Genomic DNA, 24210 nt, shown 5'->3' with positions numbered 1-24210 from the left:
GGCTCTGAGGGGGAATGCGGTCGGAGAGTGTCAGCCCATGATGGCTGGTCTGGAGTGGGGCCGGGCCGGAGGCCTGCCGAAACAGGGGGTCAACCGCCGAAGGCCATCGGGAAGGCGAGCTTGAGGGCCGCGGTGATCAGCAGGTTGACGAGGGCAATCGGCAGCAGAAACTTCCAGCCCAAGTCGAGCAGCTGGTCGATCCGCACCCGCGGTGTGGTCCAGCGCAGCAGGATGGCCAGAAACACCAGCAGGTAGGCCTTGAGCACGGTCATGACGATGCCCACGGAGCCGGTGATCAGCTGCACCAAGGGCGCATCGATCGGCTGACCCAGCCAACCGGCCAGCCACTCCACAGGAATCGGGAAGCCCCAGCCACCCAGGTAGAGCACCGACACCAGCAGGGCCGAGAGCACCAGGTTGATGTAGCTGCCCAGATAGAAGAGGGCGAACTTCATGCCGGAGTACTCGGTTTGGTAGCCAGCCACTAGCTCCTCTTCGGCCTCCGGTAGGTCGAAGGGAAGGCGCTCGCATTCGGCCAGGGCGCAGATCCAGAAGATCACGAAGCCCACCGGCTGGCGCCAGATGTTCCAGCTGAGGATGCCGGCCCCGGTCTGCTGGTTGACGATGTCAACGGTGCTGAGCGAGTTGCTCATCATCACCACCGCCAGCACGGCCAGTGCCAGGGGGATCTCGTAGCTGATCGACTGGGCAGCGGCTCGCAGGCCACCCAAAAGGGAGTACTTGTTGTTTGAGGCATAGCCGCTCATCAGCAGGCCGATCGGCTGAATGCTGCTGAGCGAGATCCACAGGAAAATGCCGATCCCCACGTTGCTGATCAGCAGGTGCTGCCCGAAGGGCACCACCAGCCAGCTGAGGATCACCGGGATCAGCACCAGCACTGGCCCCAGGGTGAACAGCAGGCCATCAGCCTTGGCCGGGATGATGTCTTCCTTGAAGACGAGCTTGATGCCGTCAGCGATCGGCTGCAGCACACCGAGGGCACCGGCATATTCCGGGCCGATGCGCTGCTGCACGGCGGCGGAGATCTTGCGCTCCAGCCACACGTTCACCAGCACACCCACCACGGCGGCGACCAGCACCAGCACCATCGGCAGCGGCAGCCAGAGCATGTGGGCCGCAGCCGGGCTCAGCCCTAGCCCTTGCAGGGCCTGCTCAAAGCTGGCTTCCAGATCCAGGCCTGGAGCCGTGTTGGTCAGCATGGCGGCAGCTCAGATGGGGGCAACTTAGCGGGCACCAATGGGCTGCCAGTCTCTCCCAGCCTCACCGGTATAAATCTGGGAGGGTCGATAGATGCGGTTGGCACCCAGCTGCTCCTTCCAATGGGCCAGCCAACCAGCTGTGCGGGCAATGGCGAAAATCGGCGTGAACAGGTCTTCCGGGATGCCGAGCTTGCGATACACCAGGCCTGAATAGAAGTCGACGTTGGGGAAGATGCCCTTGGGTCCCAGGCGCTGGGCGGCGGCCTCCTCGAGCTTGCGGGCCAGGTCGTACATCGGGTCGTGGCCGAAGCGATCGAACAGCTCCTCGGCCAGTTTCTGCAGGATCACGGCCCTGGGATCCTTGACCTTGTACTCGCGGTGGCCGAAACCCATGATCTTCTGCTTGCCAGCGATCGCCCGATCCAACCAGGGCTCCACCTGATCTTCCGTGCCGATGCTCTCCAGCATCTCCAGCACATCTTCGTTGGCACCGCCGTGCAGGGGGCCCGCCAGGGTGCCCACCGCTGAAGCCACCACCGCGTAGGGATCGGTGAGGGTGCTGGCCGTCACCCGGGCGCTGAAGGTGCTGGCATTGAGGCTGTGCTCGGCGTGCAGGATCAGGCAGGCATCAAAGATGCGGGCCGCCAGGGGGTCGGGTTCCCGCTCCGTGAGCATGTAGAGAAAATTGGCCGCATAGGCCAGGTCGTCGCGGGGCTGGATCGGGTCCTGGCCCTTACGGATCAGCTGGAACGCCGCCACCATCGTCGGGATCTTGGCGATCAGCCGCACCACCGCCGAAACGATGTATTCGGGGTTGTCCAGAGCGCGCCTGGAATAAAAGAGCCCCAACGACGCCGCACTGCTCTGCAGGGCATCCATCGGATGTCCGCCTGAGGGGAAGCACTTCATCATGTCGCGGATGCGGAAGCTCACCCGCCGGTGCATCTGCACCTCGTGCTCAAACTCCCGCAACTGATCCGCCGTGGGCAGCTCACCCCAGATCAGCAGATAGGCCGTTTCCAGGAAGGTGCTCTGAGAGGCCAGCTCATCCACGCGGTAGCCGCGGTAGGTCAACACCCCCAGCTGGCCGTCGATGTCGCAGATCGACGACTGGGTGGCCGGCACCCCTTCCAACCCAGGGCGAAAAAGGCTCGGGGCCTGAGCTCCGCTTGCTGCCATGCGCGACGCGATCGATGCTGCGAACCTACGGCGACCGGCGCGACGACTGCCGTAGCCGCAGCAACCGAGGGCCGATCAGGGCCTCCAGGCGGGCACCAGCCGCCCCGAGCCTGATCATCACGATGCCGGCCTTGCGGAGGGTGAGCGTGCCCGCCGGCGCCCCCAGCAGGCTGGAGGCCAGGTGGCCCAGATCCGGCTCATGGCCCACCAGGCCCAACCGCCGCCAGGCGCCTGGCTGCAGCAGCGGCCGCGGATCGCCCCCTGGGGCCAGGCTGGCCTCCACCACGAAACCGGCGGCCAGGCCAGCTGCCACGCCCAGCTCCGCGGTCTGCACCGCCCGCCGCAGGGGACTGCTCAGCAGCTGATCGCAATCGAGCTGCAGCCGGTGCAGCTGCTCCGCCACCGCCGCCGTGCGGCGGATCCCCTCGGGCGTGAGGGCCCTCGCGCTATCCGGGAGGTCGGGGTGACGCTCCTCGGCCAGGCCATGGCGCCAAAGCAGCAGTTCGCGCTCAGCCAAAACCCAGGCGCGCCTTGAGGTGCACACCGGCTCCCCCGTCGGGGGGGGCATCTGGGGCCGCGGCGAGGCCGAGGCTGAGCCCCTGCACCCCCGGAGCCAGGGGATGGCCCGCCAAGCCCGAGAGCAGCTGCCAGGTGCTCCAGCGCTGCAACAGAGACCGGGCCCGCTCACCACCCATCGCCCATTGCAGGGGCGCCTGGGGCAGATCGAGAGCGGCAACTTGCTCCAGCCGCAACCGGGGAGGCTGGCGGGAGTCGCGCTGCTCCTGAAGCACCGCCAGGGTCTGCCCCCACCAAGCCAGGCGCCCCTGGCTGGAGCGGGCACCGGCCAGGCTCGCCTGGAGCTGGTCTGACTCGGCCCGCGTCGCACGACGACCGCCCTGCGGCGCCTCCAAGCGGGTCCAGACCCGAACGCTGGTGTCACCCTCCACAGGCAGGGGGGCAGCAATCAAGCCCTCAGCGGCCAGGGCCCCATCGAGCACGGCGGGATCGGGTTGGTCGGCGGCGGTGCCGAGCAACCAGCCCTGGCGGCTCTGGCTCCACAGCAGCGGGCCGGCATCGGCCGCCGCCACCTGCGCTGGCAAGGATCCCTCGGGCACCTGGAGCACCGCCGCCAGCAGCGGTTGCCAGAGCGCGGGCCAGGCCGCGGGCTGTTGCACGAGCGCCAGGCTGTCGGAAGGGGCCTGCAGGGCCTCCAGCAGGGCGGCACCGGTGGCAGCGCCTGCAGCGGGGACGGGCAGAAGAGCCTTGGGCTCAACATCCGGGCCGACCTGCAGCCAACCATCCAGCACCAGTGAGCGGCCATCGGGGCGCAGGCTGGCCACCAGCTCCTGCACGGCTCCCGGCGCCGTGAATGCAGGAGGCAGGCCCAGCCAGGACCCCAGGGCCTCCGGGCGGGCCGTGAGCAGGGCAGCACCCTGGCCCAGGCGCTGGACGGCCTGGCGGAAGCGGGGGCTGGCGGCCTGGTTGAGTTCGTCGATCTGGGACACGTCGAGGGCCTGCTCGAGCACGCCGCGGCCGGAGGCGATCAGCACCAGGTCGTCGTTGATCAGCGCGGTGGCGATCGGCACCGGCGTGGTGCCCACCAGGGCGCCGCGGCCACTGATCAGCCCCATGCCGCGGTAGCTACTGATCTGCAGATCGGTGCCGGCCAGGCTGCGGGTCTGCCAGAAGCGCTGCAGGAAGCGGCGGGCCCCATCGGCATCGCGGCTGCGCAGCGACAACAACCAACCATCGGGGGCCGCACCAGGCTCGGAGGCCAACAGGGCCAGACCCAGTTCGCGGCCCAGCCAGGGGGCCAGCTCACCGGGGTAATCCAGGCCTGCCGCCGCGAAGGCGCCGTCCCGCAGGCCTGCTACCGCCGCCACAGCCGCCCGCCGCTCGCGGGTGGGCGCCACCGCCCGGGCGTAGCCCACAGGTTGCTTCCCATCGGTGAGCAGGTAGAGGCTCAGCGCGGCCTGCCGGGGCACGAATCGGGCCGCCTGCGGCGGAACCAGGGCCTGATGCTGCAACTGCAACGGGGAGCGCTGCAGCACCAGCCACCAGCCGCCGGCCGCCAGGCTCAGCAACAGCAACGCTACCGCCAGCACGACCGCCAGAAACGGGCGGGCCTTCATGCGCCCCACGCAGGATGGGCCCATCTTGACCCCAACCCACCCCCCGTGCCCGAGATGCACCATCCAGACCGCCCCGAGGCCGGCACACCGCAGACCATCCGGGCGCGCGAGCTGCAGGCCCGACTGGAGCAGGGCGAGCCGATCCAGCTGGTGGATGTGCGCGAAGACGCCGAACTGGAGTTGGCCCAACTGGCTTGCCCCGTGGTGCACCTCCCCCTGAGCCGCTCCGCCGACTGGATCGGCAACCTCCACCAGCTGCTCGACCGCGACCGCCCCGTGGCGGTGCTCTGCCATGCGGGCGTGCGCAGTTGGCACCTGGGCTGCTGGCTGATCCAGGAACACGGCTACGGCGCAGTGTGGAACGTTCAGGGGGGCATCGATGCCTGGAGCATCGAAGTGGATCCCGGCGTGCCCCGCTACTGAGACCAGCGGTGTCTGCCTACGATCGCCGCACCCCTGCAGCGTTCGCTTGCAGTCTCCGTCCCCCCGCCCCTTGCCTCTTCGGCAGCAGGAGGTGCTCCAGCTCGCCGTGCGGCACTACGTGGACACCATGGAACCGGTGGGCAGCCAAACCCTGGTGCGGCGCTTTGGGCTGCAAGCCAGTCCGGCGACAGTGCGCTCGGCGATGGGGGCCCTGGAGCAACGCGGCCTGCTCACCCAGCCCCACACCTCCGCCGGCCGGATCCCCAGCCAGCAGGGCTACCGCACCTATGTCGACCAGCTGCTGCCCGCCCCCGGCGCAGCGGCCCTGCAGCTCGAGCGAGAGCTCACCGGGCTGAGCCTGCAGTGGGCGGCCCTCGACGACCTGTTGCTGCACCTGAGCCGGCGCCTGGCCGATCTCACCGGCCTGCTCAGCCTGATCACCCGCCCCCAACGCCACCAACCCCAGCTGCAGGCGCTGCGGCTGGTGGCCAGTGGCGAGCGGTTGTTGGTGTTTCTGGTGGAGGGGGGCGCGACCGCCAGCAGCCTCAACCTGCGGCTGCCCGCCCAGGCCGTAGCCGAGCTGGCCGCCCTGGAGCGCTGGGTCAGCGCCCAGCTCCAGGGCGGGGCGATCGACTGGGGCACCTTGCCGTCCCATCTGCGCAGCAGCGGCGCCGTGCTGCGCCAGGCCTTGACCAGCCATGGGCAATCGCGGCAGCTGGAGGGTGAAAGCGCCGTCACCACCGGCCTGGCGGGCCTGCTGGCGCAACCGGAATTCAGCCAGACCCTCAGCCTGCGGCCCCTGGTGGAGCTGGTGGAGGATGCCCCCCAACAGCTCCTGCCCCAACCGGGCATCTGGATTGGCGCCGAGCATCCGCACCGGGCCCTGCATCAGTGCGCGGTGGTGCAGGCCGACTACCGCAGCGGCGATGGCGGCATCGGCCAGGTGGCCCTGGTGGGTCCGATGCGGATGGCCTATGCCACTGCCCGGGCCGCGGTGCAGTCGGTGGCCCAGGTGCTGGAACGGCTGTTGGGTTAGCCCCCCATCTGATCACCGAGCTTCTCGGCCACGGTGTTCACGTCCTTATCGCCGCGACCCGACAGGTTGAGCACCACCTCGGTGCCGGGGGCCAGGGTGGGGCAGAGCTTCTCCAGCCAGGCGAAGGCGTGGGCCGTTTCCAGGGCCGGGATGATGCCCTCCAGGCGGCACAGAAGTTGCAGGGCCTCGAGGGCCTCCGCATCGGTGACGGCGCCGTATTCGGCGCGGCCGATGGTTTTCAGGTAGCTGTGCTCCGGGCCCACCCCGGGGTAATCGAGGCCGGCGCTGATCGAGTGGGCCTCCTGCACCTGGCCCTCCTCGTCCTGCAGCAACAGGCTCATGGCACCGTGCAACACGCCCACCCGCCCCTCGGTGATGGTGGCGGCGTGGCGGCCGGTGGCCACACCATCGCCGGCCGCTTCCACGCCCACCAGCCGCACGGATGTGTCGGGCACGAAGGGGTGGAACAGACCCATGGCATTGGAGCCACCGCCCACGCAAGCCACCAGCACATCGGGATTGCGGCCGAAGGCCTCGTGGCACTGGCGCTTGGTTTCCTCACCGATCACGGCGTGGAAATCGCGCACCAGCATCGGGAAGGGGTGGGGGCCCGCCACCGAGCCGAGGATGTAGTGGGTGGTCTCCACGTTGGTCACCCAGTCGCGGATCGCCTCACTGGTGGCGTCCTTCAGGGTGGCGGTGCCGGCCGTCACGGGTTGCACCCTGGCCCCCAGCAGGCGCATGCGGAACACGTTGAGGGCCTGACGGCGCATGTCTTCGGCGCCCATGTACACCACGCAATCCAGGCCGAAGCGGGCGCACACGGTGGCGGTGGCCACGCCGTGCTGGCCGGCGCCGGTTTCGGCAATGATCCGCTTCTTGCCCATGCGCAGAGCCAGCAGCGCCTGCCCGAGGGCGTTGTTGATCTTGTGGGCACCGGTGTGGTTGAGGTCTTCGCGCTTCAGCCAGATGCGTGGGCCGCCCTCGGCGCGGCGGTAGTGCTCGCTGAGCCGCTCCGCTTCATAAAGAGGATTGGGCCGCCCCACATAGGTGCGCAGGAGGTGGTTGAGCCGGTCGGTGAAAGCCGGATCCTTCCAGGCCTCGGCAGCGGCCTGCTCCAGCTCCGCCAGGGCAGGGATCAGGGTTTCCGGCACGTACTGACCGCCAAACTGGCCATAGCGACCCAGGCCATTGGGGCGGGCGGCGAGCTCGAGGGCGGCGGGATCGGGGCCGGTAGCCGAAGACAGGCCGCCAGCAGACGACACGGGGGGGACGATGCTGGTCACCAGCGGCGGAGCAAGATCAGTGCAGCGTAAGAAGCAGCCATGGCCAAGGGCGGCTGGCAGGAATTCAGCAAGCCGGAAAGCCTGCAACGCGCCGCGGCCGGCAGTGCCGCTGGCGGGCCCAACCCCAAGGCCCAGCAGCGGGTGCGGGTGCAGCGCACCAAGGCGGGCAAGGGCGGAAAACTGGTGACGGCGATCACCGGACTGGAGGCGCTGGAAGCCGAACTCAAGACCCTGCTCAAGCAGCTCAAGGCTGCCGCCGGCACGGGCGGCACCGTGAAAGACGGGGTGATTGAGCTCCAGGGCGACCAGGTGGCGCCGGCCCTGGCCGCCCTGGAGAAGGCCGGCTACCGACCCAAGCAGGCGGGAGGCTGAGCACTCGGGCCCGCGCCGGCAGCGGGGGATACTTGGCCCATCAGCCTGCAGCAGAGCGCGATGGCCGCCTCCCCAATCCCGCCAACGGTCCCCTACGGCGAACTCACCAACCAGGGAGCCTCCACCAACATCGCCTGGCACCACACCTCCGTGGACCGGGCTGCCAGGGCCGAGCAGCGGGGCCACCGCAGCGCCATTCTCTGGTTCACCGGCCTCAGCGGCGCCGGCAAGAGCACCCTGGCCAATGCCGTGAATTCGGCCCTGTTTGAGCGGGGGCTGGCCTGCTACGTGCTGGATGGCGACAACATCCGCCACGGCCTCTGCAAAGACCTGGGCTTCTCCGACGCCGACCGGGAGGAGAACATCCGCCGCATCGGCGAGGTCAGCAAGCTGTTTCTGGATGCGGGCGTGGTGGTGCTGACGGCGTTCGTGTCACCGTTCAAGGCCGACCGTGACAAGGCCCGTGACCTGGTGGACGCCGGCGACTTCATCGAGATCCACTGCGCCGCCAACCTGGACGTGTGCGAGCAGCGCGACACCAAGGGGCTCTACGCCAAAGCGCGGGCCGGCGAGATCAAGGAGTTCACCGGCATCTCCAGCCCCTATGAGGCCCCCGAGCAGCCCGAGCTGCGGGTGGACACCGGCAGCCAGAGCCTGGAGGACTCGGTGGCGCAGGTGCTCAGTTACCTGGCAAGCCAGGGCGTGATTCCCCAGGCGGGCTGAGCGACTCCCCAGCCCGCAGCTGGTCGCCCCAGGCATCGAGGAAAGTCTTGGCGCAGCTGGCCGTGGGCACCGCCAGCAGCAGGCCCAGTAGATCGCCCAGCCCCAGCAGGCTGCCCAACCGGGCCCCCACCGGCAGGCTGATCAGCAGCCAGGCCGGCTGCAGGCCAACGATCAGTCCCATCAGCCGGGGCTGGATCACCTGATCGACCACCTGGCCCACACTGATGGCGGCCGCCAGCACCTCCAGGCCGGTGCGGGGATCGTCAAGGGCCAGGAGCAGGCTGACCACCACGATCGTCAGGGCGCTGGCGTAGGGCACCAGGGTGGTGAAGCCGATCGCCACCGCAAACAGCACGCCATAGGGAATGCCCAGCAGCGTGAACACCACGATCTGGGCGGCGCTGAGGATCAACGCCAGCACCACCTGGCCGGCGAAGTATCCCCGGAAGGTGCGATTGAGGGTGGTTACCACCAGCTCCCGCACCTTTGGCGGCAGCCACTGGGCGAGGCCCGCACTGATGCCCTCCCCGCCCAACAGCAGAAACACCGCCAACACCAGCACGATCACGGTGTTCACCGTGAGACCCACGGTGGCGCCGAGCAATCCGAGCAGCTGCTGACTGACCTGACGGGCCAGCAGGCTGGTGCGCGTGAGCAATTCGCTGCTGAGGTCGCCGAAATCTGTGGGCAGCCCCCGGGTGCCAGCCCAGGCCTGCAATTGCTGCAGCAGCGTTTCGCCCTGGGCCAACCAGCCGGGCAAGGCCGTGATCAGCTCGCCCAGCTGCTCAATCAGCCGCGGCACCAGCCAGACAGCCGCCAAAGCAAGCAGCCCGAAACTGAGACCCACCACCAAGGCGGTGGCCAGCCAGCGCGGCAGACCGCGGCCCATCAGCCAGCGGCTGGGTAAATCGAGCAGGAAGGCGATCAGGGCGGCTCCCACAAACAGCGCCGGGAAGGGGGCGAGGGGTAGCAGCAGCTGACGCAGCACCCAGAGGTTGAGCACCAGCAGGGGCAGGGCCAGGCCGGCCTTCAACCAGGGGGGCAGGACAAGGCGCTCGAGCATCAGCCCATCTGCTCCAGGTAGGCGCGGCTGCCGAGCTCCACCAGGCGGCGGTCCTTGCTGGTGACCTGGGCGTGCAGCTCAGCGCGATAGGCCGCGATGGCGGCCGCCAGGCGTTCGTCAGCGGTGGCCAGGATCTGCACAGCCAGCAGGCCGGCGTTGGTGCCGTTGCCGATGGCCACCGTGGCCACGGGGATGCCCGCCGGCATCTGCACGATCGAGTGGAGCGAATCCACCCCGGCGAGCGCCCGGCTCTGCACGGGCACGCCGATCACCGGCAGGGTGGTGAGCGCGGCCACCATCCCGGGCAGGTGGGCGGCCCCACCCGCGCCGGCAACGATGACTTTCAGGCCGCGGCCAGCGGCCTGCTGGGCAAAATCCATCATCTCGAGCGGCGTGCGATGGGCCGAGAGCACCCGCACTTCCACCACCACCCCGAAGCGCTCCAGCACCTCCACCGCCGGCTGCATGGTGGGCAGGTCGGAATCGCTGCCCATCACCACCGCCACGCGGGGGGCGGGATCCGGCGCAGACGATCCAGGGGAAGGAAGCGCAACCACGCAGGCGCAGGCAGAGAATGGCATTGTCACGTCTGACCGCCCAGACGCCACACCTGCGCTCCTCTGCCCATGCACTGGCTCAGCAACGTTCGCCTGCCCCAGGCTCGGCGCTGCAGCCACGGCGCCGAGCAGCGCTGGCGCATTGGCCTCGACGACGACAACCTGATCGCCCTGGTGGAACCCCTGCCGGATGGCAGCCGGGCCACCGGTGACGACTGGGGCGGCGACTGGCTCAGCCCGGCCGGGGTGGACCTGCAGATCAACGGCGGCCTGGGGCTGGCCTTCCCGGAACTCACCGCCACCGATCTACCTCAGCTGGAGCAGCTGCTGGAGCTGCTCTGGCGCGATGGCGTCGAAGCGATCTGTCCCACCCTGGTGACCTGCGGCGTCGCGCCGCTGCGCCAGGCCCTCACCGTGCTGGCCGAAGCACGCGCGCGGCATCGCCCGGGCCGCTGCCAGCTGCTGGGGGCCCATCTGGAAGGCCCCTTCCTGGAGCCAACGCGGCGCGGCGCCCATCCCGCCCAGCACCTGGCCGCCCCGAGCCTGGCGGCGCTGCTGGAGCGCATCGACGGCTTCGAGGACGACATCGATCTGGTGACCCTCGCCCCGGAGCTCGACGGAGCCGAAGCGGTGATCGCCGCCCTGGCCGAGCGAGGCATCGTGGTGAGCCTGGGCCACAGCGCCGCCAGCGAAACCCAGGCCGAAGAGGCCTTTGCGCGCGGGGTGACGATGCTCACCCACGCCTTCAATGCCATGCCTGGCATGCACCACCGGGCACCGGGGCCGGTGGCGGCGGCCGCCCTGCGGGGCGACGTGGCGATCGGCCTGATCGCCGATGGGGTGCACGTGACCCCCACCATGGCCGTGCTGCTGCAGCGGCTGGCCCCGGAGCAGGTGGTGCTGGTGAGCGATGCCCTGGCCCCCTACGGACTGGGGGAGGGGCAGCACCGCTGGGATGAACGGCTGCTGATCGTGCAGGACGGCAGCTGCCGGCTGCAGGACGGCACCCTGGCCGGGGTCACCCTGCCGCTGCTGGAGGGGGTGCGCCGCCTGGCGCAGTGGACCGGCGAACCCGGCCGCGCCATCGCCGCGGCCACCGTGCTGCCGCGCCGGGTGCTGGGGGATGACCGCAGCCTGCCCCAGCTGCTGCTGGGCACGCCCCTGGTCGAGGCCCTGCGCTGGCATGCGGGGGCTGAGGGCCTGGTGTGGCAGCGGGCCGTGGCCGCCTCCATCTAGGCGCTGCAGTCCTTCCTACGGATTCATGGCATCAGCGATGCCTCGATGGCGCTGGCCTGACGGAGGTGGCGGCCATGCAGGCCAGCTCGAGGGGTGTTGCAGTACGAGCAAAGCGTGGATAGGACAGGACAGCCGACGACCAACCGGGCGCCATGGCGTTTCACGACCTGGCTTCCCTGCCACCCGCTGCGGTGCGGGCCGTTGCCCAAACCTGTGAGGCCCTGATCAGCGCCGAGGGGAAAGAGCGCCCAACGGAGCGGGAGCGCGAACTGCTGGCGACGCTGTTCCCCTCCTTGTTGGGCCAACCCTGGCCCAAAGATCCAGCCGCCACCATCCCAGTGGGGTTATCGGGGCTGGTGCTCAGCCGCCGCCAGCGGCAGGAGGTGATGCAACTGCTCACGCTGCTGGCCTTCCTGGAGCCTCGGCTCGATCAGGCCAAGGTGCAGCTCCTGAAGCGCATCGCCGTCGAGCTCCAGGTGGAGCCCGAAACGATGGCCGATCTGGAGGAGGTGTGCCGCGGGCACGTGCTCAAGAGCTTCGGCGACATGTACCGCCGCACCTTCCATGCGCTCAACAACGATGGCGTGGTGCAGGGCTATGCCCGCTTCATCCTGCCAATGCTGGGCGTGGGCATCGATCGGGAACACGAAAGCCGCTACGCCGCCCTGAATGCGGCACCAGCCGGCAGCTTGGGGGCAGGCCTGCACGCTTACTACATCGACAACAACTTCCCTTACCCCGGGAGTCGCAGGGGCCTTCCTTACGCCTATGTGGCCATCCACGACCTGCACCATGTGATCGGCGGGTACGCCACCAATCCCAACGGCGAACTGCAGGTGCTGGGCTTCGCGATGGGCTTGTTCCCGGACCACGCCCTGCTGATTGGCCTGCCGGCACTGTTGCAGTTCCAAATGGGCATCGCCGATCCCCTGGCGGGAAGCGTTGCACCAAAACTGAAAGATCAGCTCGATGCCCCTGCCTTCGCGCAGGCCTTGCAGCGCGGCGGCGCCACAACCGGGCCGATCCGCGATTTCCATTGGGACTTCTGGCCCTGGATCGAACGCCCCTTGGCAGACGTGCGGCGTGAACTCCAGGTGCTCTGAGACGGGGGTAGCTCCCTAGGATCCGGCCCATCCAGAGGCCCATTGCCCCGCTCGATGCATACCGCAGCCGAAACAGCAGCCGAAAAAGCCGAGGTGAAGGGTTACTTCGAAACCACAGGTTTCGACCGCTGGAACCGCATCTACAGCGAGTCCGAGGACGTCAACCGGGTGCAGCGCAACATCCGCATCGGCCACCAGAAAACGGTGGACAACGTGCTGGCCTGGCTGCAGGAGCAGGGCAACCTGGAGCAGCGCAGCTTCTGTGATGCCGGTTGTGGCGTGGGCAGCCTGACCCTGCCCCTGGCCCAGCTGGGGGCCGGATCGATCGCCGCCTCCGACCTGTCGGCCGCCATGGTGCAGGAAGCCGAGCGCCGCGCCGTCGAAGCCGGCATCGCCCCGGGGCGCATCCACTTCCTGGCCTCCGATCTGGAGAGCCTCAGCGGCCGCTACGACACGGTGATCTGCCTGGATGTGTTCATCCACTACCCCCAGGCCCCTGCAGAGGAGATGGTGCGCCATCTGGCTGGCATGGCGGAGCAGCACCTGATCGTGAGCTTTGCCCCCTACACGCCGCTGCTGGCGCTGCTCAAGGGCATCGGCCAGCTGTTCCCGGGCCCCAGCAAAACCACCCGGGCCTACACCCTGCGCGAGGCGGGCATCGTGGCCGCCGCCGCCGAGGCCGGCTTCCGGCCCGTGCGCCGCAGCCTCAACAAGGCGCCCTTCTATTTCTCCCGCCTGATCGCCTTCGAACGGGCCTGATCAGACCTGCGCGCCTGAGCGCACCACCCGAAAGGTGAGATTGAGACGCTCCTGCTCCAACCGCAGGCGCTTGGGCAGGGCGTGCTGCCACCACAACTGGGTGGGGGGTTCCATCAACAGCAGATCGCCGTTGTGCAACGCGATGTTGAACGGCGCGCAGGGGTCGCCTTGCCTGATGCCCTCCTCGCCATACCCCTCGGGCAGCGGAGCACCAGGCGGCCGGCGGGGGCTGGGCCGGGGCCGCAGGCGGAAGTCGCGGGGGGCCCCGAAGCTGAGCGAGGCGATCGGCGCAGCGGGATCGAGCTCGGGTTCGTCGTCGGCATGCCAGCCCATGGCATCGCGGCCGTCGCGGTAGCGGTTAAGCAGCAGGGAGTTAAAGCGCCAGCCGGTGAGCTCGTGCAGGGCCTGGCGCAGCTCGGCGGCGGCCGGCGACCAAGACTCAATCGCGTTGGCCAGGCCGCTGTAGCGGTAGCCGCAGCCGGGATCAGCCATCCAGCAGGTGAGCCGCGGCAGCAGGTGACGCCGGCCATAGAGCGTGATCGCCTCCTGCTTCCACGGCACCTCGGCCTGCAGCGCCGCCAGGAGCTCGGCCGCCCGGGCCGGCGGCAGCCAGGCCGGCCAGTGGCGCAGGTGCAGACCAGGGCGTTCAACAGTCTGTTCAACAAGCCCCGAATGCAAAAACTCAACCATCGGCGGCACCGCGCAGGGCCTCGGGCAATGGCGCCTCCAACTCGAGCAGGCCGCCATCGGGGCAGGCCAACTGCAGCCGATGGGCATGCAGGTGGTAGCCCCCATCCCCCGGCAGGGCCCCCGCCTGGGCGCCACCGCCAGGGCCATAGAGCGGATCGCCCAGCAGCGGGGCCCCGGCGGCGGCGGTGTGGATGCGGATCTGGTGGGGGCGGCCGGTGGCGATCGTGACCTCCACCGACCAGGCCCGCTCGCGCCGCTCCAGCAGGCGCAGCACGCTCAAGGCCGGCAGTGCGGCGGGATCCGCAGGGGCGGCAGGGGCGGCAGCCCAGATGGTGCCCAGGCTCCCATGGGCACAGCGACCGATCGGGGTGGTGAGGCTGAGCAGCTCGCCGGGCTCCAGCGCCAGCAGAGGCGAGCCGGGGGCGGGTGGCTGCAGCAGGGCCCGGTAGGTCTTGCGGCAGGGGCTCACCAATGTGGTCACAGTTGTGGAGCTTTTTTGAAGGCGCTGTTGTTGTGCCGTGCTCTCCCGCAGCTGGGCGCTAAGCCAGGCGCGGGTGGCGCTGCGGCGGGCGCAGATCAGCAGCCCCGAGGTGAAGCGTCCCAGGCGGTGCACGGGCCGAGCGTCAGGCCAGCGGGCCTGCAGCTGGGCCAGCAGGGTGTGCTCCAGAAAGCCACCGGCCGGCAGCACCGGCAGGCCACTGGGTTTGTCGAACACCAGCAGGTCGCCGTCGTCGAACAAGGGGCCGGGCAACACCGGCACGGCGGCTTCCTGCCAGGGGGGCCGATGCCAGATCAGCCCATCCCCGGCTGCGAGGGCGACATCGGCCTGGAGCTGTTGGTTGTTCCTGCAGATCTCGCCGGCGGCGAGCCGTTGTCGCCACACCGCCGCACTGGAATGGGGGTAGCGGGCTGTGTAAAACGCGCTCAACAACTGGCCCCCGTCGCGGGGAGTCACGCGATCGCGGTAGGCGTGGCCCCGGTTGAACGCCGCTGGCAGCTCAATCCACAAGACGGTTCAGTCCACAAGACCGTGCTCGAGGGCGTAGCGCACCAGCTCGGTGCGGCTGGCCGTGCCGGTTTTGATGAACAGGCGGCTGACGTACTTCTCGACATTTCGGATCGAGGTTTCCAGGCGCCGGGCGATCTCCTTGTTCATCATTCCCTCGGCCACCAGCTGCAGCACGCTGGCCTCCCGCGGCGTGAACACATGCTCCGAAGTGGTGGCCGGCTTCTTGGTGCCACCGGTGGCGAGCAACGAGCGGATCTCGGTGATCTGCTTGGAGAGCTGGCCGATGTCGGCGTCGGCGAAGCGGGCGGCCTCGGCCAGCAGACGCTGCTGACGGTTCACCACGTTGTGAACCCGGGCCACCAGCTCGTCGGGATCGAAGGGCTTGGGGATGTAGTCGTCGCAGCCGGCCTGGAAGCCAGCGATGCGATCGGCGGTCATGCCCTTGGCGGTGAGGAAGATCACCGGCGTGCCCCCCAGGCGCTCATCGGCCCGCAGCTTCTTGAGCAGGCCGTAGCCGTCGCAGCGCGGCATCATCACGTCGCTGAGGATCACATCGGGCAGCAGCTCCTGGGCCACCGTCCAGCCCTGCTCGCCGTCGTTGGCGGTGGTGACCGCGAAGCCCACATCTTCCAGATAGGCCTTCACGGCGGTGCGCAGGCCGGGCTCGTCGTCGACCAGCAGCAGGCGCACGGGCGTGGCCGGGGTTTCCGGAGCCGCGGTGGCCTGGGTGGGATCGGATTCAAGGTTCATGGCCGCAAGTCTGCAGGCGCTCAGCGGGGCCGTCCAGGCAACACCTGCTCGGATTCCCGAAGCGTGCCGCTGTAGCCCAGCTGGAGCGCCAGAGCCGCCAGGCCGGCCGGATCCTTGCCCGCCTGCTCGGGGAAGCAGGTGGCCCACCACACCAGGTGGTCGATGCGGTTGGCCGGGGTGATTGGGCCGCCGGGGTTGAGTTCGCGCAGGAAGAGGTAGGCCCCATTGCTGGTGACCCGCATCGGTGCGGCCGGGCTGCAGCGGACCGTTTCGCTGCGCACCTTCACATCCTTGGGCTGCTCGTCCCAAAACTTGATGCGCCACAGGCCGGGGCTGCTGGGATCGGCCACGACGTTGTAGATGCCGACCGCCTGCATGCCGCCCAGGCCGGGGCGCTCCTGCAGCAGGATCAGCCCCGGCGGCCGGGCGTCCTGAGGCCGCACCCCACCGCCCTCCGCCCAGGCAGGCGATGCCAGCAAAGCGGCCAGGGCCACCAGGGTGAGGGTTCTGGTTGGCACCATGGAGGTCTAGAAGCACCTCCATGCTCGCCTACCTCGACCACCACGCCACCACGCCCTGCGATCCGGCGGTGGTGGCGGCGATGGCGCCCTGGTGGAGCGAGCACTGCGCCAACCCCGACAGCCGGCTCTACCGCCCGGCCCTGGAGGCCGCTGCCGCCGTGGAGAGGGCCCGCGGCCAGCTGGCCCGCGCCCTGGGCGCCGCCCCGGAGGCGGTGATCTTCACCAGCGGTGCCACCGAAGCCAACAACCTGGCCCTCAAGGGGGTGTGCGAGGCGGCTCTGGAGCAGGGCCATCCCCGCCGGCGGCTGCTGAGCCTGGTGAGCGAGCACCGGGCCGTGCTGGATCCGCTGGCCTATCTGGGACGCCATGGCTTTCCGGTGCAGCTGCTGCCGGTGGGCCCCGATGGCCTGGTGGATCTCGCCCAGCTCGAAGCCGCCCTGGGCGACGACGTGCTGCTGCTCAGCGTGATGGCCGCCAACAACGAGATCGGCGTGCTTCAGCCCCTAGCCGCCATCGGCGAGTTGTGCCGCCAGCGGGGGGTGCTGCTGCATGTGGACGCCGCCCAGGCCGCCGGCCACATCCCCCTGGCCATGGACGCCCTGGGCATCGACCTGCTGAGCCTGAGCGGCCACAAGCTCTACGGCCCCAAGGGCGTGGGGGCCCTGCTGGTGAGGCCGGGGTTGCGGCTGGCACCCCAACTGCACGGCGGCGGTCAACAGGACGGGCGCCGGGCCGGCACCCTGCCGGTGCCCCTGATCGTGGGACTGGGGGAGGCGCTGACGCAGGCGGAGGCCGACCGGGAGGAGCGGGCCGGGCGGCTCGGGGCCCTGCGGGACCAGCTCTGGGAGGGCCTGCAGGCCCTCGGAAGCATCGAGCTCAACGGAGGCCTGACGCCCCGGCTTCCCCACAACCTCAACGTGACGGTGCAGGGCGTCGACGGCCAGCGGCTGCACCGGCTGCTGCGCGGGCGGATCGCCGTGAGCAGCGGCTCGGCCTGCAGCCAGGGGTCGCCCTCGCATGTGCTGGCGGCCTTGGGCCGCAGTCGCGCCCAGGCCGCCGCCTCGATTCGCTTCGGATTGGGCCGGGAAACCAGCGGGTCCGACATTACCCTGGCAATCGACGCGGTGGCAGCGGCAGTGCGGGAGCTGCGCTGAGGAGCGCTACTTCCATCAAAGCTTCACAAAGCGGATGCGCCCTTGTGTGTCCATCGCTACCGTCCGGGCCATCTGCCCTTGGTCATGGCCCTCACCCCCTCCGACAACAGCCGCCTGCACATTCTCCAAGCCGTTGAAGACGGGTGGGGCGCCTTCTGCCGGGCTCCCTGGGCCTTCCTGCTGTTTCAGGCCCTGGCGGGCCTGATCCTGCTGCCCTTTGCCGCCCTGACCGCCGTCGGTGCCGCCCGCCTGGCCAAGGTGGAGGAGCTGATGGTCGTGCACCCCGTGGGTGGCTGGATCGCGCTGATCGCAGGCGTGATCGGCTACGTGATCGTGGCCCTGTGGACCGTGGTGGGCCTCACCCGTGGTGCCTGGCTGAGCCTGGAGGGCCGCAAGCCCTGCTTCGCCGACTTCACCCGCTGGGACCGTCCCGCCAGCGCCCGGCTGCTGGGCTCGGCAGTTCTGCTGGCGATTGTGGTGGCCGTAGCCGGCGCCATCGCTGCCCTGATCGGTGCTGGCCTTGGCAAGCTCAATGAAGCCCTCTCCGTCATCCCGATGATCGTGGTGGCGATCTTTTATGTGTGGCTGCTGGTCACCCAGAAGTTCCTGATCCAGGTGTCGCTGCTGGGCACCTCCAAGGCCACCAACACGCTTGGATCAGGCGTGAACGTGGTGAACCCCAGCTGGTGGATGGTGCTGTGGCTGGGCATTGTCGAAGGTGTGATCCACGCCATCGGCGGCCTGTTCAGCTACGGCGGCCTGCTGGTGGTGGTGCCGGTGGTGCTGTGCATCTCCACCGCCGCCTACCGCCAGCTGTTCGGCGCCGAAGACCGCACCGGCCTGCTCAGCTGAGCCGCCGCGCAATCCGCAAGCGGGCGCTGCGGCTGCGGGGGTTGGCCTCCGCTTCCTCAGGGCTGGCCTGAATCGCCTTGCGCGTGACCCGCTCCAGCCGCTCATCGGCCAGAAAGGCCGTCTTCACCCGACGGTCTTCAAGGGAGTGAAAGCTGATGATCGCCAAAAGCCCCCCAGGCACCAACCAGTCCGGGGCGCTGTGCAACAACTTGTCCAACACGCCCAGCTCGTCGTTCACGGCAATGCGCAGGGCCTGAAACGTGCGCGTGGCGGGATGAATGCGGCCCCGGCGGGCCTGGGGTGGGAAACAGCCGGCCACCAGATAGGCCAGCTCAGCGGTATCCCGCGGGGCCCACGGGCCCTGCTCTTTGACGCGCCGAGCGATGCGGCGCGAGAGCCGCTCCTCGCCGTAGGCGTAGATCAGATCGGCCAGCGCCGTCTCGTCGAGCCGATCGATCAGCTCACCAGCGGTCTCACCGGCCGTGGGATTCATGCGCATGTCGAGCGGGCCGGCCAGCCGGAAGCTGAAGCCCCGCGCCGCCACATCCAGCTGCGGACTGCTCACCCCCAGGTCGGCCAGCACCGCCACAGCCAGCTCAGCTGGCACGTAATCGGCGAAGTTGGTGGCCACGATCGTGGCGCGATCGCCAAACGGGGCGAGGCGCTCGGCGGCGGCGGCACGGGCGCTTGGATCCTGGTCCAGCCCCACCACGCGCAAGCCGGGATGGGCCTGCAGCAGCAACGCACTGTGGCCGCCGCCGCCGAGGGTGCAGTCGATCAGCGTGCCGCCGCCACCCGGCAGCGCCGCCAGCAGCGGCTCGGCCAGCACGGGCACGTGGGCGAAGGCCCCAGGGGAATCGAACAAGCGGGAAGCCGGGAACGGCGGGCGCTTCCTTCCTAAGATCTCGGCATTCGACCCCTTAGGCCACGGCCCCATGACGCAGCTGGAGACGCGCACGGAGCCGATGGTGGTCAACTTCGGCCCCCACCACCCCTCGATGCACGGGGTGTTGCGGCTGGTGGTGACCCTCGACGGCGAGGACGTGGTGGACTGCGAGCCGGTGATCGGCTACCTCCACCGCGGCCTGGAGAAGATCGCCGAAAACCGCACGAACGTGATGTTCGTGCCCTATGTGAGCCGCATGGACTATGCGGCCGGCATGTTCTACGAAGCGATCGTGGTCAACGCCCCCGAGCGGCTGGCCGATGTGCCGGTGCCGAAGCGCGCCAGCTACATCCGCGTGCTGATGCTGGAGCTCAACCGCATCGCCAACCACCTGCTCTGGCTTGGCCCCTTCCTGGCGGATGTGGGCGCCCAGACGCCGTTCTTCTACATCTTCCGCGAGCGGGAGATGATCTACGACCTGTGGGAAGCGGCCACCGGCCAGCGGCTGATCAACAACAACTACTTCCGCATCGGTGGCGTGGCGGCGGATCTGCCCTACGGCTGGCTGGAGAAGTGCCTCGACTTCTGCGATTGGTTCGGCCCCAAGATTGACGAATACGAGAAGCTGATCACCAACAACCCGATCTTCCGCCGCCGGATCGAGGGACTGGGCGTGATCAGCCGCGAGATGGCGATCAACTGGAGTCTTTCGGGCCCGATGTTGCGCGCCTCCGGCGTGCCCTGGGACCTGCGCAAGGTGGACCACTACGAGTGCTACGACGACTTCGACTGGGCCGTGGCCTGGGAGAAAGAGGGCGACTGCTTCGCCCGCTACCGGGTGCGCGTTCAGGAGATGCGCGAATCCCTCAAGATCGTGCGCCAGGCCTGCCAGATGATCCCGGGCGGCCCCACCGAAAACCTGGAAGCCCAACGGATGGCCGAAGGCAAGGGGGGGCCTTCCTCGGCCTTCGATCTGCAGTATGTGGCCAAGAAAGTGGCCCCCACCTTCAAGATCCCCGAGGGTGAGCTCTACACCCGCCTGGAATCCGGCAAGGGCGAGATCGGCGTGTACATCCAGGGCAACAACGATGTCACCCCCTGGCGCTTCAAGATTCGCGCCGCCGACTTCAACAATCTGCAGATCCTGCCCCACATCCTCAAGGGGGCCAAGGTGGCCGACATCATGGCCATCCTCGGCTCCATCGACGTGATCATGGGGTCGGTTGATCGCTGATTCAAGCGCCTGGTTGCTGCTCTGCCGCACGGTGCGCTTTGGCGACACCGATGCCGCTGGGGTGATGCACTTCCAGCAGCTGCTGCGCTGGTGCCACGAGGCCTACGAAGAGAGCCTGGAACGGTTCGGTCTTGCGGCCGCCGATGTCTTCCCGCGGCCGGGGCACGCGCCCGCCGTAGCCCTGCCCATCGTGCATTGCAGCGCCGACTTCCTCGCCCCTCTGGCCTGCGGCGATCCCCTGGCCATCCAACTGGAGCCCCAGCGCCTCGATCCCGGGGCCTTTGAAGTGCGCTACAGCTTCCAGAGCGGTGATCGCAGCGTGGCGCTGGGGCTGACCCGGCATCTGGCCATCAGCGCCGGCAGTCGTCAGCGCTGCCCTTTGCCCGAACCCATCAACCGCTGGCTGGAGGCCTCGAGCCTGGGACAGGGCATTCAGCCGCTTTAGGGCCGGCGGAACACGTAGAGCAGCGCCGCCAGCTGGAGCGGCAACAGGGCTGCCATGAGGGCCATCGGATGCAGGCCATCGTGGGGAATGCTGCCGGCCGCAACAAAGCTGATAGCCCCGGCAAGGGCCAACAAAACAACGAGCGTCAGCCGTTGGGCCGACGACTCAGAACCAGTCTTTCTCAGCATCGAGATACTCAGCTCGAAATTCGTCGTTTGATTTGGCGAGATAAATGATCCCCTCAATAATGCCAATCACCTGAAAAACGAAATAACCCACTCCGCAGGTCAACAGCGACACCACCAACATGATGATGGCCGGCTTGTTGTAGCCCAGCACAAACTTGTGCACACCAAAGGCACCCAGGAAGATGCCGGTGAGTCCCGCCGCCAGCTTCTTGTTGCCGATTTCGGTGTCAGAGAGGGTCGACATCGGCCGATGTGGGTCGGGACTTCTGATTTGCTTCTAGCTCATCCATCCAATCCCGCCAACGGCTGCGTTGCCATTTGCCCAGCGCGGTGGGGGCCAGCTCGGGGCAGCACAGCCAACGCGTCGGGCGCTCGGCCGGCGCCCAGGGCTCACACAGCTGCCGCAGCTGGCGCTGCAGATCCGGCCAGGGCTGCATCCCCTCAGCCCGCACCAAGGCCACCAGGCGCTGGCCCCACTCGGGATCATGCATAGGCAGCAGCAGCAGCGCCTGCACGGGCAGACCGGCCGCCTGGGCCAGCGCCAGCAGCTGGGCCTCCAAAGGCTCAGGAAAGACGGTTTCACCACCGCTGTGGATGGCGCTATCGAGACGCCCCACCACGACCAGGCCCGCCGGCCCCAGGCGGCCGGCATCACCGCTGCGCCACCACCCGTCGGCGGAGCGGGGCAGGGGTTGCAACTGGCCGTTCGCCAGCCAACCCGGGCTGAGCCGCCCGCTGCGCACCTCCACGGCCCCATCCGGGCCCAATCGCAGCTCCACATCCACCAGGGGCGCACCGCAACCGGCTGCAGCCGCCAGAAAGCGCTTGGGGGGGAGGGCACACACCATGGCAGCCGTTTCCGTGGCGCCATAGCAAGGGGCAAGCCGCAGCCCCGCCTGACGCGCCCGCACTGCGAGCTGGGGAGGCAGCGGCGCCCCGCCCACCCAGATCAGCCCCAACTGCTGCAGCCAGGCCACACCCTCTGGAGCCGCCATCAAGCGCTGCAGCTGGGTGGGCACCAACGACAGCAGGGCGGGGCGAGTCGGATCCACGGGCGCAGCGGCCGCCAACAGGGCCGGATCGCGCAGCCAGGCCGGCTGCAGGTGCCGGTGGGCAGCGCCCCACTGCTGCGCCCGCAGCCAGGGCAGCAGGCCGCTGACATGGTGCAGCGGCAGGGGGTTGAGATGCAGGCAAGCCGCCGGGTTCAGCCCCTGCTGCTCCAGCCACGAGCCCGTGGCCGTGGCGGAGGCTTGCAGGTGAGCCAGGGGTTGGAGGCACCAGCGCCTCCCGCCGCTACTGCCGCCGCTGCCCAGCACCACTCCAGGGCCCCACTGCCGCTGCAAGGGATCCAGCCCCTGGGGCCCGATCGCCGCGGCCAGCGCCTCCTGATCGCGCGGAGCAGGGCCCGCCAGCGCCACGATCTGGCCGGCCGCCCAAGCCTGCTGCAGCTGCTCGAATCTCATCGAGCCTCCACTCCAGCAGACGGCCCTGCGGCGGCCCACACCGTTTCAGGATCGGCACTGGCGAGGCCCCCCGGCGCCTGCCAGCCCGGCGCCAGACCCGGCGCCACGGGCGTGGGGCCCTCGGCCTGCAGGGCCGCCAGATGGTCGAGCCAGCGCCGACCGATGCCGGTTTCAAAGGCGGTGCTCAGCATCAGCCGCGGGGCACCCCGCTCCAGGGCCGCCAGCAGCTTCCGAGGATCTCCCTCCTGGCTGGGCCGGCGCACCTGCCAGCCGGGCCAGCTCTGGCGCAGGGCTGGCTGGCATTGCAGCGATTCATCGAGGGCCACCGGCAGGCGATCGGCCAGGGCCGCCAGACCGGCCTGGTCGGCGGGATCGAGGGGCTGCTCCAGCCACTGCAGCCGCGGCTCGCTCGCCAGCCGCTCGGCCCAAGCGGCCGCGGTGGGCCGGTCCCAGCCGCCATTGGCATCGAGGCGCAAGCGCGCCGCTGCCGGCAGCCGCTGAAGCAGCTGCTCCAGCAGCTCGCGCTCGAGGGGATCAGCAAACACGGCCACCTTCCACTTGAACACGGTCGCCGGGGCGCCGCGATCGAGGGCCTCCAACACCGCCGGCCCGGCCGGCAGCAGCTGGGCCGATGCCGGCGGCGCCAGCCAGCGGCGCTGCGGCAGTCCATCAAGCTCCGCCAGGGCGGCTCCCAGGGCGAAGGCAAGGGCCGCTGGCAGATCGCCGGCCGTCAGCGCTGCCTCCAGGCCGTGGCGGGGATGGCTGGATCCGAGGGCCTCGATCACCGCGGCCACCGGCTCCAGCCACCCATCCAATGGGGCCGCCTCACCCCAGCCTGCGCCCCCCTGCTCTCCCTGCAGCCGCAGCAGCCAGCCGCGCCGCTGGTGCACCGTGCCCGCCGCCGTGGCCAGGGGCTGGGGCAGAGCAAAGCCAAAGGGCCGCCACTGCAGGCGGATCAAGCCGGCCACCAGCGCCCCAGGGCCAGACCCAAGGCCAACCCCAACCCATTGAGCGCCTGGAAGCGCAGGGCCAGAAACTTGCTGCCGGCGATGCGCTCCGGATGGCGATGCTGCTGCTGTAGCAGGCGAATAAGATCCCGGGCCGGCGGCAGACCCACCACCCCCAGCAGGGCCGTGAGGGGCCACTGGCCCACCAGCACCGGCGCCCATTGCAAGGCCAGGGCACCGGCCACAAACCAGGGCACCAGTGCCGCCGCAAGGCCCGTGCCCAGGTGCACCACGGGCGAGCGTTTGCCGTTGGCGGCGTCCTCCTCCACCTGGTGGAAATGGGAGCAGAACAGCACCAGGGTGGTGGCCAGGGCGGGACCGCTGCCCAACAGCAGGGCCGTGCCCCAGGGAATGGCCAGGGTGCTGGCAGCGCCAGACGGCGCCAGAGCGAGCAGGGCGGCGGCGGTGGCCAGCGGACCGAAGGCGATCCAGCAGAGGGGCTCCCCGAGGCCGCGGTAGCCCAGGCGAAAGGGCGGCCCCTGATACACATATCCAAGCCCGCAGCAGGCCAGCACCAGGGCCAGCACCGCCGGCGTGCTGCGCCAGGCCACCAGGGCCATCAGGGCCAGGCCCAGCAGCAGGCAGCCGTTGGCCAGCAGGGCCACCCGATCCCGCCGCCCGGTGAGATTCACCACCGAATGGGGTTTGCCGTGGGTGTCGACGCCGGTGTCGGCATCAAACACATCGTTGGCCAGGTTTTCCCAGACCAGTAGCAGCACTGCCGCCAGTAGGAACAGCAGCAGCTGCTCGACGCGCACCGGCTCTCCCCGGCCAAAGCGCCAGCCGGCGGCCAGCAGCACCGGCATCACCGCCACGGCATACATGGGCCATTTGATCGCCGCCTTCCAAAGCAGGCGTCGATCCGGGTGGCTGGCGTAACGGCTTGCGACGACCTTGGACACAGGGATGGGGGCCGCAGGCG

General features: G+C 69.4%; 28 protein-coding genes. 11 read left to right on the top strand and 17 right to left on the bottom strand.

The genetic code is table 11. The annotated features are described in order from the left end of the window. Window positions 1–89: 89 nt before the first annotated feature. From nuoH to KBY70_RS08385, 4 genes are read right to left on the bottom strand one after another with little or no spacing between them, the layout of a single operon-like run. Window positions 90–1220, bottom strand: coding sequence for an NADH-quinone oxidoreductase subunit NuoH (gene nuoH, locus KBY70_RS08400; RefSeq protein ID WP_094560761.1), 1131 nt, complete (start codon window positions 1218–1220; stop codon window positions 90–92). 24 nt (window positions 1221–1244) lie between these two features. Further along, window positions 1245–2399: a citrate synthase gene (locus KBY70_RS08395; RefSeq protein ID WP_254988120.1), complete on the bottom strand. Its 1155-nt coding sequence runs from the start codon at window positions 2397–2399 to the stop codon at window positions 1245–1247. 25 nt (window positions 2400–2424) lie between these two features. Continuing rightward, window positions 2425–2916 carry a SixA phosphatase family protein gene (locus KBY70_RS08390; RefSeq protein ID WP_254988119.1) on the bottom strand — a complete coding sequence of 164 codons (492 nt, stop codon included), beginning with the start codon at window positions 2914–2916 and terminating at the stop codon, window positions 2425–2427. Then, entirely contained in the window at window positions 2909–4531 is a 1623-nt protein-coding gene (locus KBY70_RS08385) for a DUF3352 domain-containing protein (protein WP_254988118.1), read from the bottom strand. The genes KBY70_RS08390 and KBY70_RS08385 overlap by 8 nt, the downstream gene beginning before the upstream one ends. 54 nt (window positions 4532–4585) lie before the next feature. Between KBY70_RS08385 and KBY70_RS08380 the strand changes: the two genes are divergently transcribed. Both KBY70_RS08380 and KBY70_RS08375 read left to right on the top strand, forming a co-directional pair. After that, window positions 4586–4954: a rhodanese-like domain-containing protein gene (locus KBY70_RS08380; RefSeq protein WP_094560912.1), complete on the top strand. Its 369-nt coding sequence runs from the start codon at window positions 4586–4588 to the stop codon at window positions 4952–4954. 127 nt (window positions 4955–5081) lie between these two features. Then, window positions 5082–5990 (top strand): HrcA family transcriptional regulator, encoded by a 909-nt coding sequence (locus KBY70_RS08375; protein WP_233128627.1) that lies wholly within the window; start codon window positions 5082–5084, stop codon window positions 5988–5990. On the opposite strand, the gene trpB is transcribed toward KBY70_RS08375, so the two are convergent. Continuing rightward, complete coding sequence (gene trpB / locus KBY70_RS08370; RefSeq protein WP_094560914.1) at window positions 5987–7237, bottom strand: tryptophan synthase subunit beta; 1251 nt, start codon at window positions 7235–7237, stop codon at window positions 5987–5989. The genes KBY70_RS08375 and trpB overlap by 4 nt on opposite strands. A 78-nt stretch (window positions 7238–7315) precedes the next feature. Here trpB and KBY70_RS08365 point away from each other — a divergent pair, with 78 nt between their 5' ends. Together KBY70_RS08365 and cysC are read left to right on the top strand one after the other, a co-directional pair. After that, on the top strand, window positions 7316–7648 hold the full coding sequence (locus KBY70_RS08365; protein WP_094560771.1) for a translation initiation factor: 333 nt from the start codon (window positions 7316–7318) through the stop codon (window positions 7646–7648). A gap of 60 nt (window positions 7649–7708) precedes the next feature. Next, entirely contained in the window at window positions 7709–8371 is a 663-nt protein-coding gene (gene cysC / locus KBY70_RS08360; protein ID WP_094560773.1) for an adenylyl-sulfate kinase, read from the top strand. Here cysC and KBY70_RS08355 read toward each other — a convergent pair. Both KBY70_RS08355 and purE read right to left on the bottom strand, forming a co-directional pair. Then, window positions 8328–9434 (bottom strand): AI-2E family transporter, encoded by a 1107-nt coding sequence (locus KBY70_RS08355; protein ID WP_094560775.1) that lies wholly within the window; start codon window positions 9432–9434, stop codon window positions 8328–8330. The two genes, cysC and KBY70_RS08355, sit on opposite strands and share 44 nt — an antisense overlap. Further along, window positions 9434–9991 carry a 5-(carboxyamino)imidazole ribonucleotide mutase gene (gene purE / locus KBY70_RS08350; RefSeq protein WP_254988117.1) on the bottom strand — a complete coding sequence of 186 codons (558 nt, stop codon included), beginning with the start codon at window positions 9989–9991 and terminating at the stop codon, window positions 9434–9436. Before purE ends, KBY70_RS08355 begins: the two co-directional genes overlap by 1 nt. A 69-nt stretch (window positions 9992–10060) precedes the next feature. Here purE and KBY70_RS08345 point away from each other — a divergent pair, with 69 nt between their 5' ends. The 3 genes from KBY70_RS08345 to bchM all read left to right on the top strand — a co-directional run bounded on the left by KBY70_RS08345 (window position 10061) and on the right by bchM (window position 13089). Then, window positions 10061–11227, top strand: a complete 1167-nt coding sequence (locus tag KBY70_RS08345; RefSeq protein WP_094560779.1) for an N-acetylglucosamine-6-phosphate deacetylase — start codon at window positions 10061–10063, stop codon at window positions 11225–11227. A 152-nt stretch (window positions 11228–11379) separates the two neighbouring features. Further along, window positions 11380–12330: a hypothetical protein gene (locus tag KBY70_RS08340; protein ID WP_254988116.1), complete on the top strand. Its 951-nt coding sequence runs from the start codon at window positions 11380–11382 to the stop codon at window positions 12328–12330. A gap of 54 nt (window positions 12331–12384) precedes the next feature. Beyond that, complete coding sequence (bchM, locus tag KBY70_RS08335) at window positions 12385–13089, top strand: magnesium protoporphyrin IX methyltransferase (RefSeq protein ID WP_254988115.1); 705 nt, start codon at window positions 12385–12387, stop codon at window positions 13087–13089. Here bchM and KBY70_RS08330 read toward each other — a convergent pair whose 3' ends face one another. The 4 genes from KBY70_RS08330 to KBY70_RS08315 are packed head-to-tail and all read right to left on the bottom strand — an operon-like array spanning window position 13090 to window position 16059. Further along, window positions 13090–13779 carry an alpha-ketoglutarate-dependent dioxygenase AlkB family protein gene (locus KBY70_RS08330; protein ID WP_254988114.1) on the bottom strand — a complete coding sequence of 230 codons (690 nt, stop codon included), beginning with the start codon at window positions 13777–13779 and terminating at the stop codon, window positions 13090–13092. Further along, window positions 13772–14788 (bottom strand): pseudouridine synthase, encoded by a 1017-nt coding sequence (locus tag KBY70_RS08325; RefSeq protein WP_261356027.1) that lies wholly within the window; start codon window positions 14786–14788, stop codon window positions 13772–13774. Before KBY70_RS08325 ends, KBY70_RS08330 begins: the two co-directional genes overlap by 8 nt. Before the next feature lie 6 nt (window positions 14789–14794). Beyond that, window positions 14795–15538, bottom strand: coding sequence for a response regulator transcription factor (locus tag KBY70_RS08320; RefSeq protein WP_254988112.1), 744 nt, complete (start codon window positions 15536–15538; stop codon window positions 14795–14797). 20 nt (window positions 15539–15558) lie between these two features. After that, window positions 15559–16059 carry a hypothetical protein gene (locus KBY70_RS08315; RefSeq protein WP_254988111.1) on the bottom strand — a complete coding sequence of 167 codons (501 nt, stop codon included), beginning with the start codon at window positions 16057–16059 and terminating at the stop codon, window positions 15559–15561. Between the two features lie 20 nt (window positions 16060–16079). On the opposite strand from KBY70_RS08315, the gene KBY70_RS08310 reads away from it, so the two are divergent. Together KBY70_RS08310 and KBY70_RS08305 are read left to right on the top strand one after the other, a co-directional pair. After that, window positions 16080–17213: a cysteine desulfurase family protein gene (locus tag KBY70_RS08310; protein WP_254988109.1), complete on the top strand. Its 1134-nt coding sequence runs from the start codon at window positions 16080–16082 to the stop codon at window positions 17211–17213. Window positions 17214–17297: 84 nt separating this feature from the next. Continuing rightward, complete coding sequence (locus tag KBY70_RS08305; protein WP_094560793.1) at window positions 17298–18065, top strand: hypothetical protein; 768 nt, start codon at window positions 17298–17300, stop codon at window positions 18063–18065. On the opposite strand, the gene rsmH is transcribed toward KBY70_RS08305, so the two are convergent. Then, window positions 18058–18930 (bottom strand): 16S rRNA (cytosine(1402)-N(4))-methyltransferase RsmH, encoded by an 873-nt coding sequence (gene rsmH / locus KBY70_RS08300; protein ID WP_254988107.1) that lies wholly within the window; start codon window positions 18928–18930, stop codon window positions 18058–18060. The two genes, KBY70_RS08305 and rsmH, sit on opposite strands and share 8 nt — an antisense overlap. A 70-nt stretch (window positions 18931–19000) precedes the next feature. Between rsmH and KBY70_RS08295 the strand changes: the two genes are divergently transcribed. Both KBY70_RS08295 and KBY70_RS08290 read left to right on the top strand, forming a co-directional pair. Further along, complete coding sequence (locus tag KBY70_RS08295) at window positions 19001–20185, top strand: NAD(P)H-quinone oxidoreductase subunit H (protein WP_254988106.1); 1185 nt, start codon at window positions 19001–19003, stop codon at window positions 20183–20185. After that, a complete protein-coding gene (locus KBY70_RS08290; RefSeq protein ID WP_409996039.1) occupies window positions 20178–20630 on the top strand; it encodes an acyl-CoA thioesterase in 453 nt (150 codons plus the stop codon). Before KBY70_RS08295 ends, KBY70_RS08290 begins: the two co-directional genes overlap by 8 nt. Here the strand turns inward: KBY70_RS08290 and KBY70_RS08285 are convergent. The 5 genes from KBY70_RS08285 to menA are packed head-to-tail and all read right to left on the bottom strand — an operon-like array spanning window position 20627 to window position 24112. Beyond that, complete coding sequence (locus tag KBY70_RS08285; RefSeq protein WP_254988103.1) at window positions 20627–20761, bottom strand: hypothetical protein; 135 nt, start codon at window positions 20759–20761, stop codon at window positions 20627–20629. The two genes, KBY70_RS08290 and KBY70_RS08285, sit on opposite strands and share 4 nt — an antisense overlap. Before the next feature lie 34 nt (window positions 20762–20795). Further along, a complete protein-coding gene (locus KBY70_RS08280) occupies window positions 20796–21062 on the bottom strand; it encodes a TM2 domain-containing protein (RefSeq protein WP_254988101.1) in 267 nt (88 codons plus the stop codon). After that, window positions 21046–22281 (bottom strand): AMP-binding protein, encoded by a 1236-nt coding sequence (locus KBY70_RS08275; RefSeq protein WP_254988100.1) that lies wholly within the window; start codon window positions 22279–22281, stop codon window positions 21046–21048. The genes KBY70_RS08280 and KBY70_RS08275 overlap by 17 nt, the downstream gene beginning before the upstream one ends. Then, the gene (gene menC, locus KBY70_RS08270; protein ID WP_254988099.1) at window positions 22278–23249 is read right to left on the bottom strand and encodes an o-succinylbenzoate synthase; all 972 of its coding nucleotides are present in this window, start codon (window positions 23247–23249) and stop codon (window positions 22278–22280) included. Before menC ends, KBY70_RS08275 begins: the two co-directional genes overlap by 4 nt. After that, on the bottom strand, window positions 23237–24112 hold the full coding sequence (gene menA / locus KBY70_RS08265; protein ID WP_409996038.1) for a 2-carboxy-1,4-naphthoquinone phytyltransferase: 876 nt from the start codon (window positions 24110–24112) through the stop codon (window positions 23237–23239). Before menA ends, menC begins: the two co-directional genes overlap by 13 nt. Window positions 24113–24210: the final 98 nt, after the last annotated feature.

It is taken from the genome of Cyanobium sp. ATX 6E8 (genome assembly GCF_024346335.1).
In the GTDB taxonomy this organism is placed as follows: domain Bacteria; phylum Cyanobacteriota; class Cyanobacteriia; order PCC-6307; family Cyanobiaceae; genus Cyanobium_A.
This window is presented reverse-complemented; position numbering and strand designations above follow the sequence as displayed.

What these genes read in the sequence shown, in the direction of transcription:
- KBY70_RS08380 (WP_094560912.1), top strand. Translation starts at nt 4,586, where the DNA reads ATGCACCATCCAGACCGCCCCGAGGCCGGCACACCGCAGACCATCCGG.
- KBY70_RS08310 (WP_254988109.1), top strand. Translation starts at nt 16,080, where the DNA reads ATGCTCGCCTACCTCGACCACCACGCCACCACGCCCTGCGATCCGGCG.
- KBY70_RS08320 (WP_254988112.1), bottom strand. Translation starts at nt 15,538, where the DNA reads ATGAACCTTGAATCCGATCCCACCCAGGCCACCGCGGCTCCGGAAACC.
- KBY70_RS08345 (WP_094560779.1), top strand. Translation starts at nt 10,061, where the DNA reads ATGCACTGGCTCAGCAACGTTCGCCTGCCCCAGGCTCGGCGCTGCAGC.
- KBY70_RS08295 (WP_254988106.1), top strand. Translation starts at nt 19,001, where the DNA reads ATGACGCAGCTGGAGACGCGCACGGAGCCGATGGTGGTCAACTTCGGC.
- KBY70_RS08340 (WP_254988116.1), top strand. Translation starts at nt 11,380, where the DNA reads ATGGCGTTTCACGACCTGGCTTCCCTGCCACCCGCTGCGGTGCGGGCC.
- KBY70_RS08275 (WP_254988100.1), bottom strand. Translation starts at nt 22,281, where the DNA reads ATGAGATTCGAGCAGCTGCAGCAGGCTTGGGCGGCCGGCCAGATCGTG.
- KBY70_RS08395 (WP_254988120.1), bottom strand. Translation starts at nt 2,399, where the DNA reads ATGGCAGCAAGCGGAGCTCAGGCCCCGAGCCTTTTTCGCCCTGGGTTG.
- KBY70_RS08305 (WP_094560793.1), top strand. Translation starts at nt 17,298, where the DNA reads ATGGCCCTCACCCCCTCCGACAACAGCCGCCTGCACATTCTCCAAGCC.
- nuoH (WP_094560761.1), bottom strand. Translation starts at nt 1,220, where the DNA reads ATGCTGACCAACACGGCTCCAGGCCTGGATCTGGAAGCCAGCTTTGAG.
- KBY70_RS08375 (WP_233128627.1), top strand. Translation starts at nt 5,082, where the DNA reads ATGGAACCGGTGGGCAGCCAAACCCTGGTGCGGCGCTTTGGGCTGCAA.
- menA (WP_409996038.1), bottom strand. Translation starts at nt 24,112, where the DNA reads ATGTATGCCGTGGCGGTGATGCCGGTGCTGCTGGCCGCCGGCTGGCGC.
- KBY70_RS08315 (WP_254988111.1), bottom strand. Translation starts at nt 16,059, where the DNA reads ATGGTGCCAACCAGAACCCTCACCCTGGTGGCCCTGGCCGCTTTGCTG.
- cysC (WP_094560773.1), top strand. Translation starts at nt 7,709, where the DNA reads ATGGCCGCCTCCCCAATCCCGCCAACGGTCCCCTACGGCGAACTCACC.
- bchM (WP_254988115.1), top strand. Translation starts at nt 12,385, where the DNA reads ATGCATACCGCAGCCGAAACAGCAGCCGAAAAAGCCGAGGTGAAGGGT.
- KBY70_RS08365 (WP_094560771.1), top strand. Translation starts at nt 7,316, where the DNA reads ATGGCCAAGGGCGGCTGGCAGGAATTCAGCAAGCCGGAAAGCCTGCAA.
- KBY70_RS08280 (WP_254988101.1), bottom strand. Translation starts at nt 21,062, where the DNA reads ATGTCGACCCTCTCTGACACCGAAATCGGCAACAAGAAGCTGGCGGCG.
- KBY70_RS08330 (WP_254988114.1), bottom strand. Translation starts at nt 13,779, where the DNA reads ATGGTTGAGTTTTTGCATTCGGGGCTTGTTGAACAGACTGTTGAACGC.
- KBY70_RS08355 (WP_094560775.1), bottom strand. Translation starts at nt 9,434, where the DNA reads ATGCTCGAGCGCCTTGTCCTGCCCCCCTGGTTGAAGGCCGGCCTGGCC.
- KBY70_RS08385 (WP_254988118.1), bottom strand. Translation starts at nt 4,531, where the DNA reads ATGAAGGCCCGCCCGTTTCTGGCGGTCGTGCTGGCGGTAGCGTTGCTG.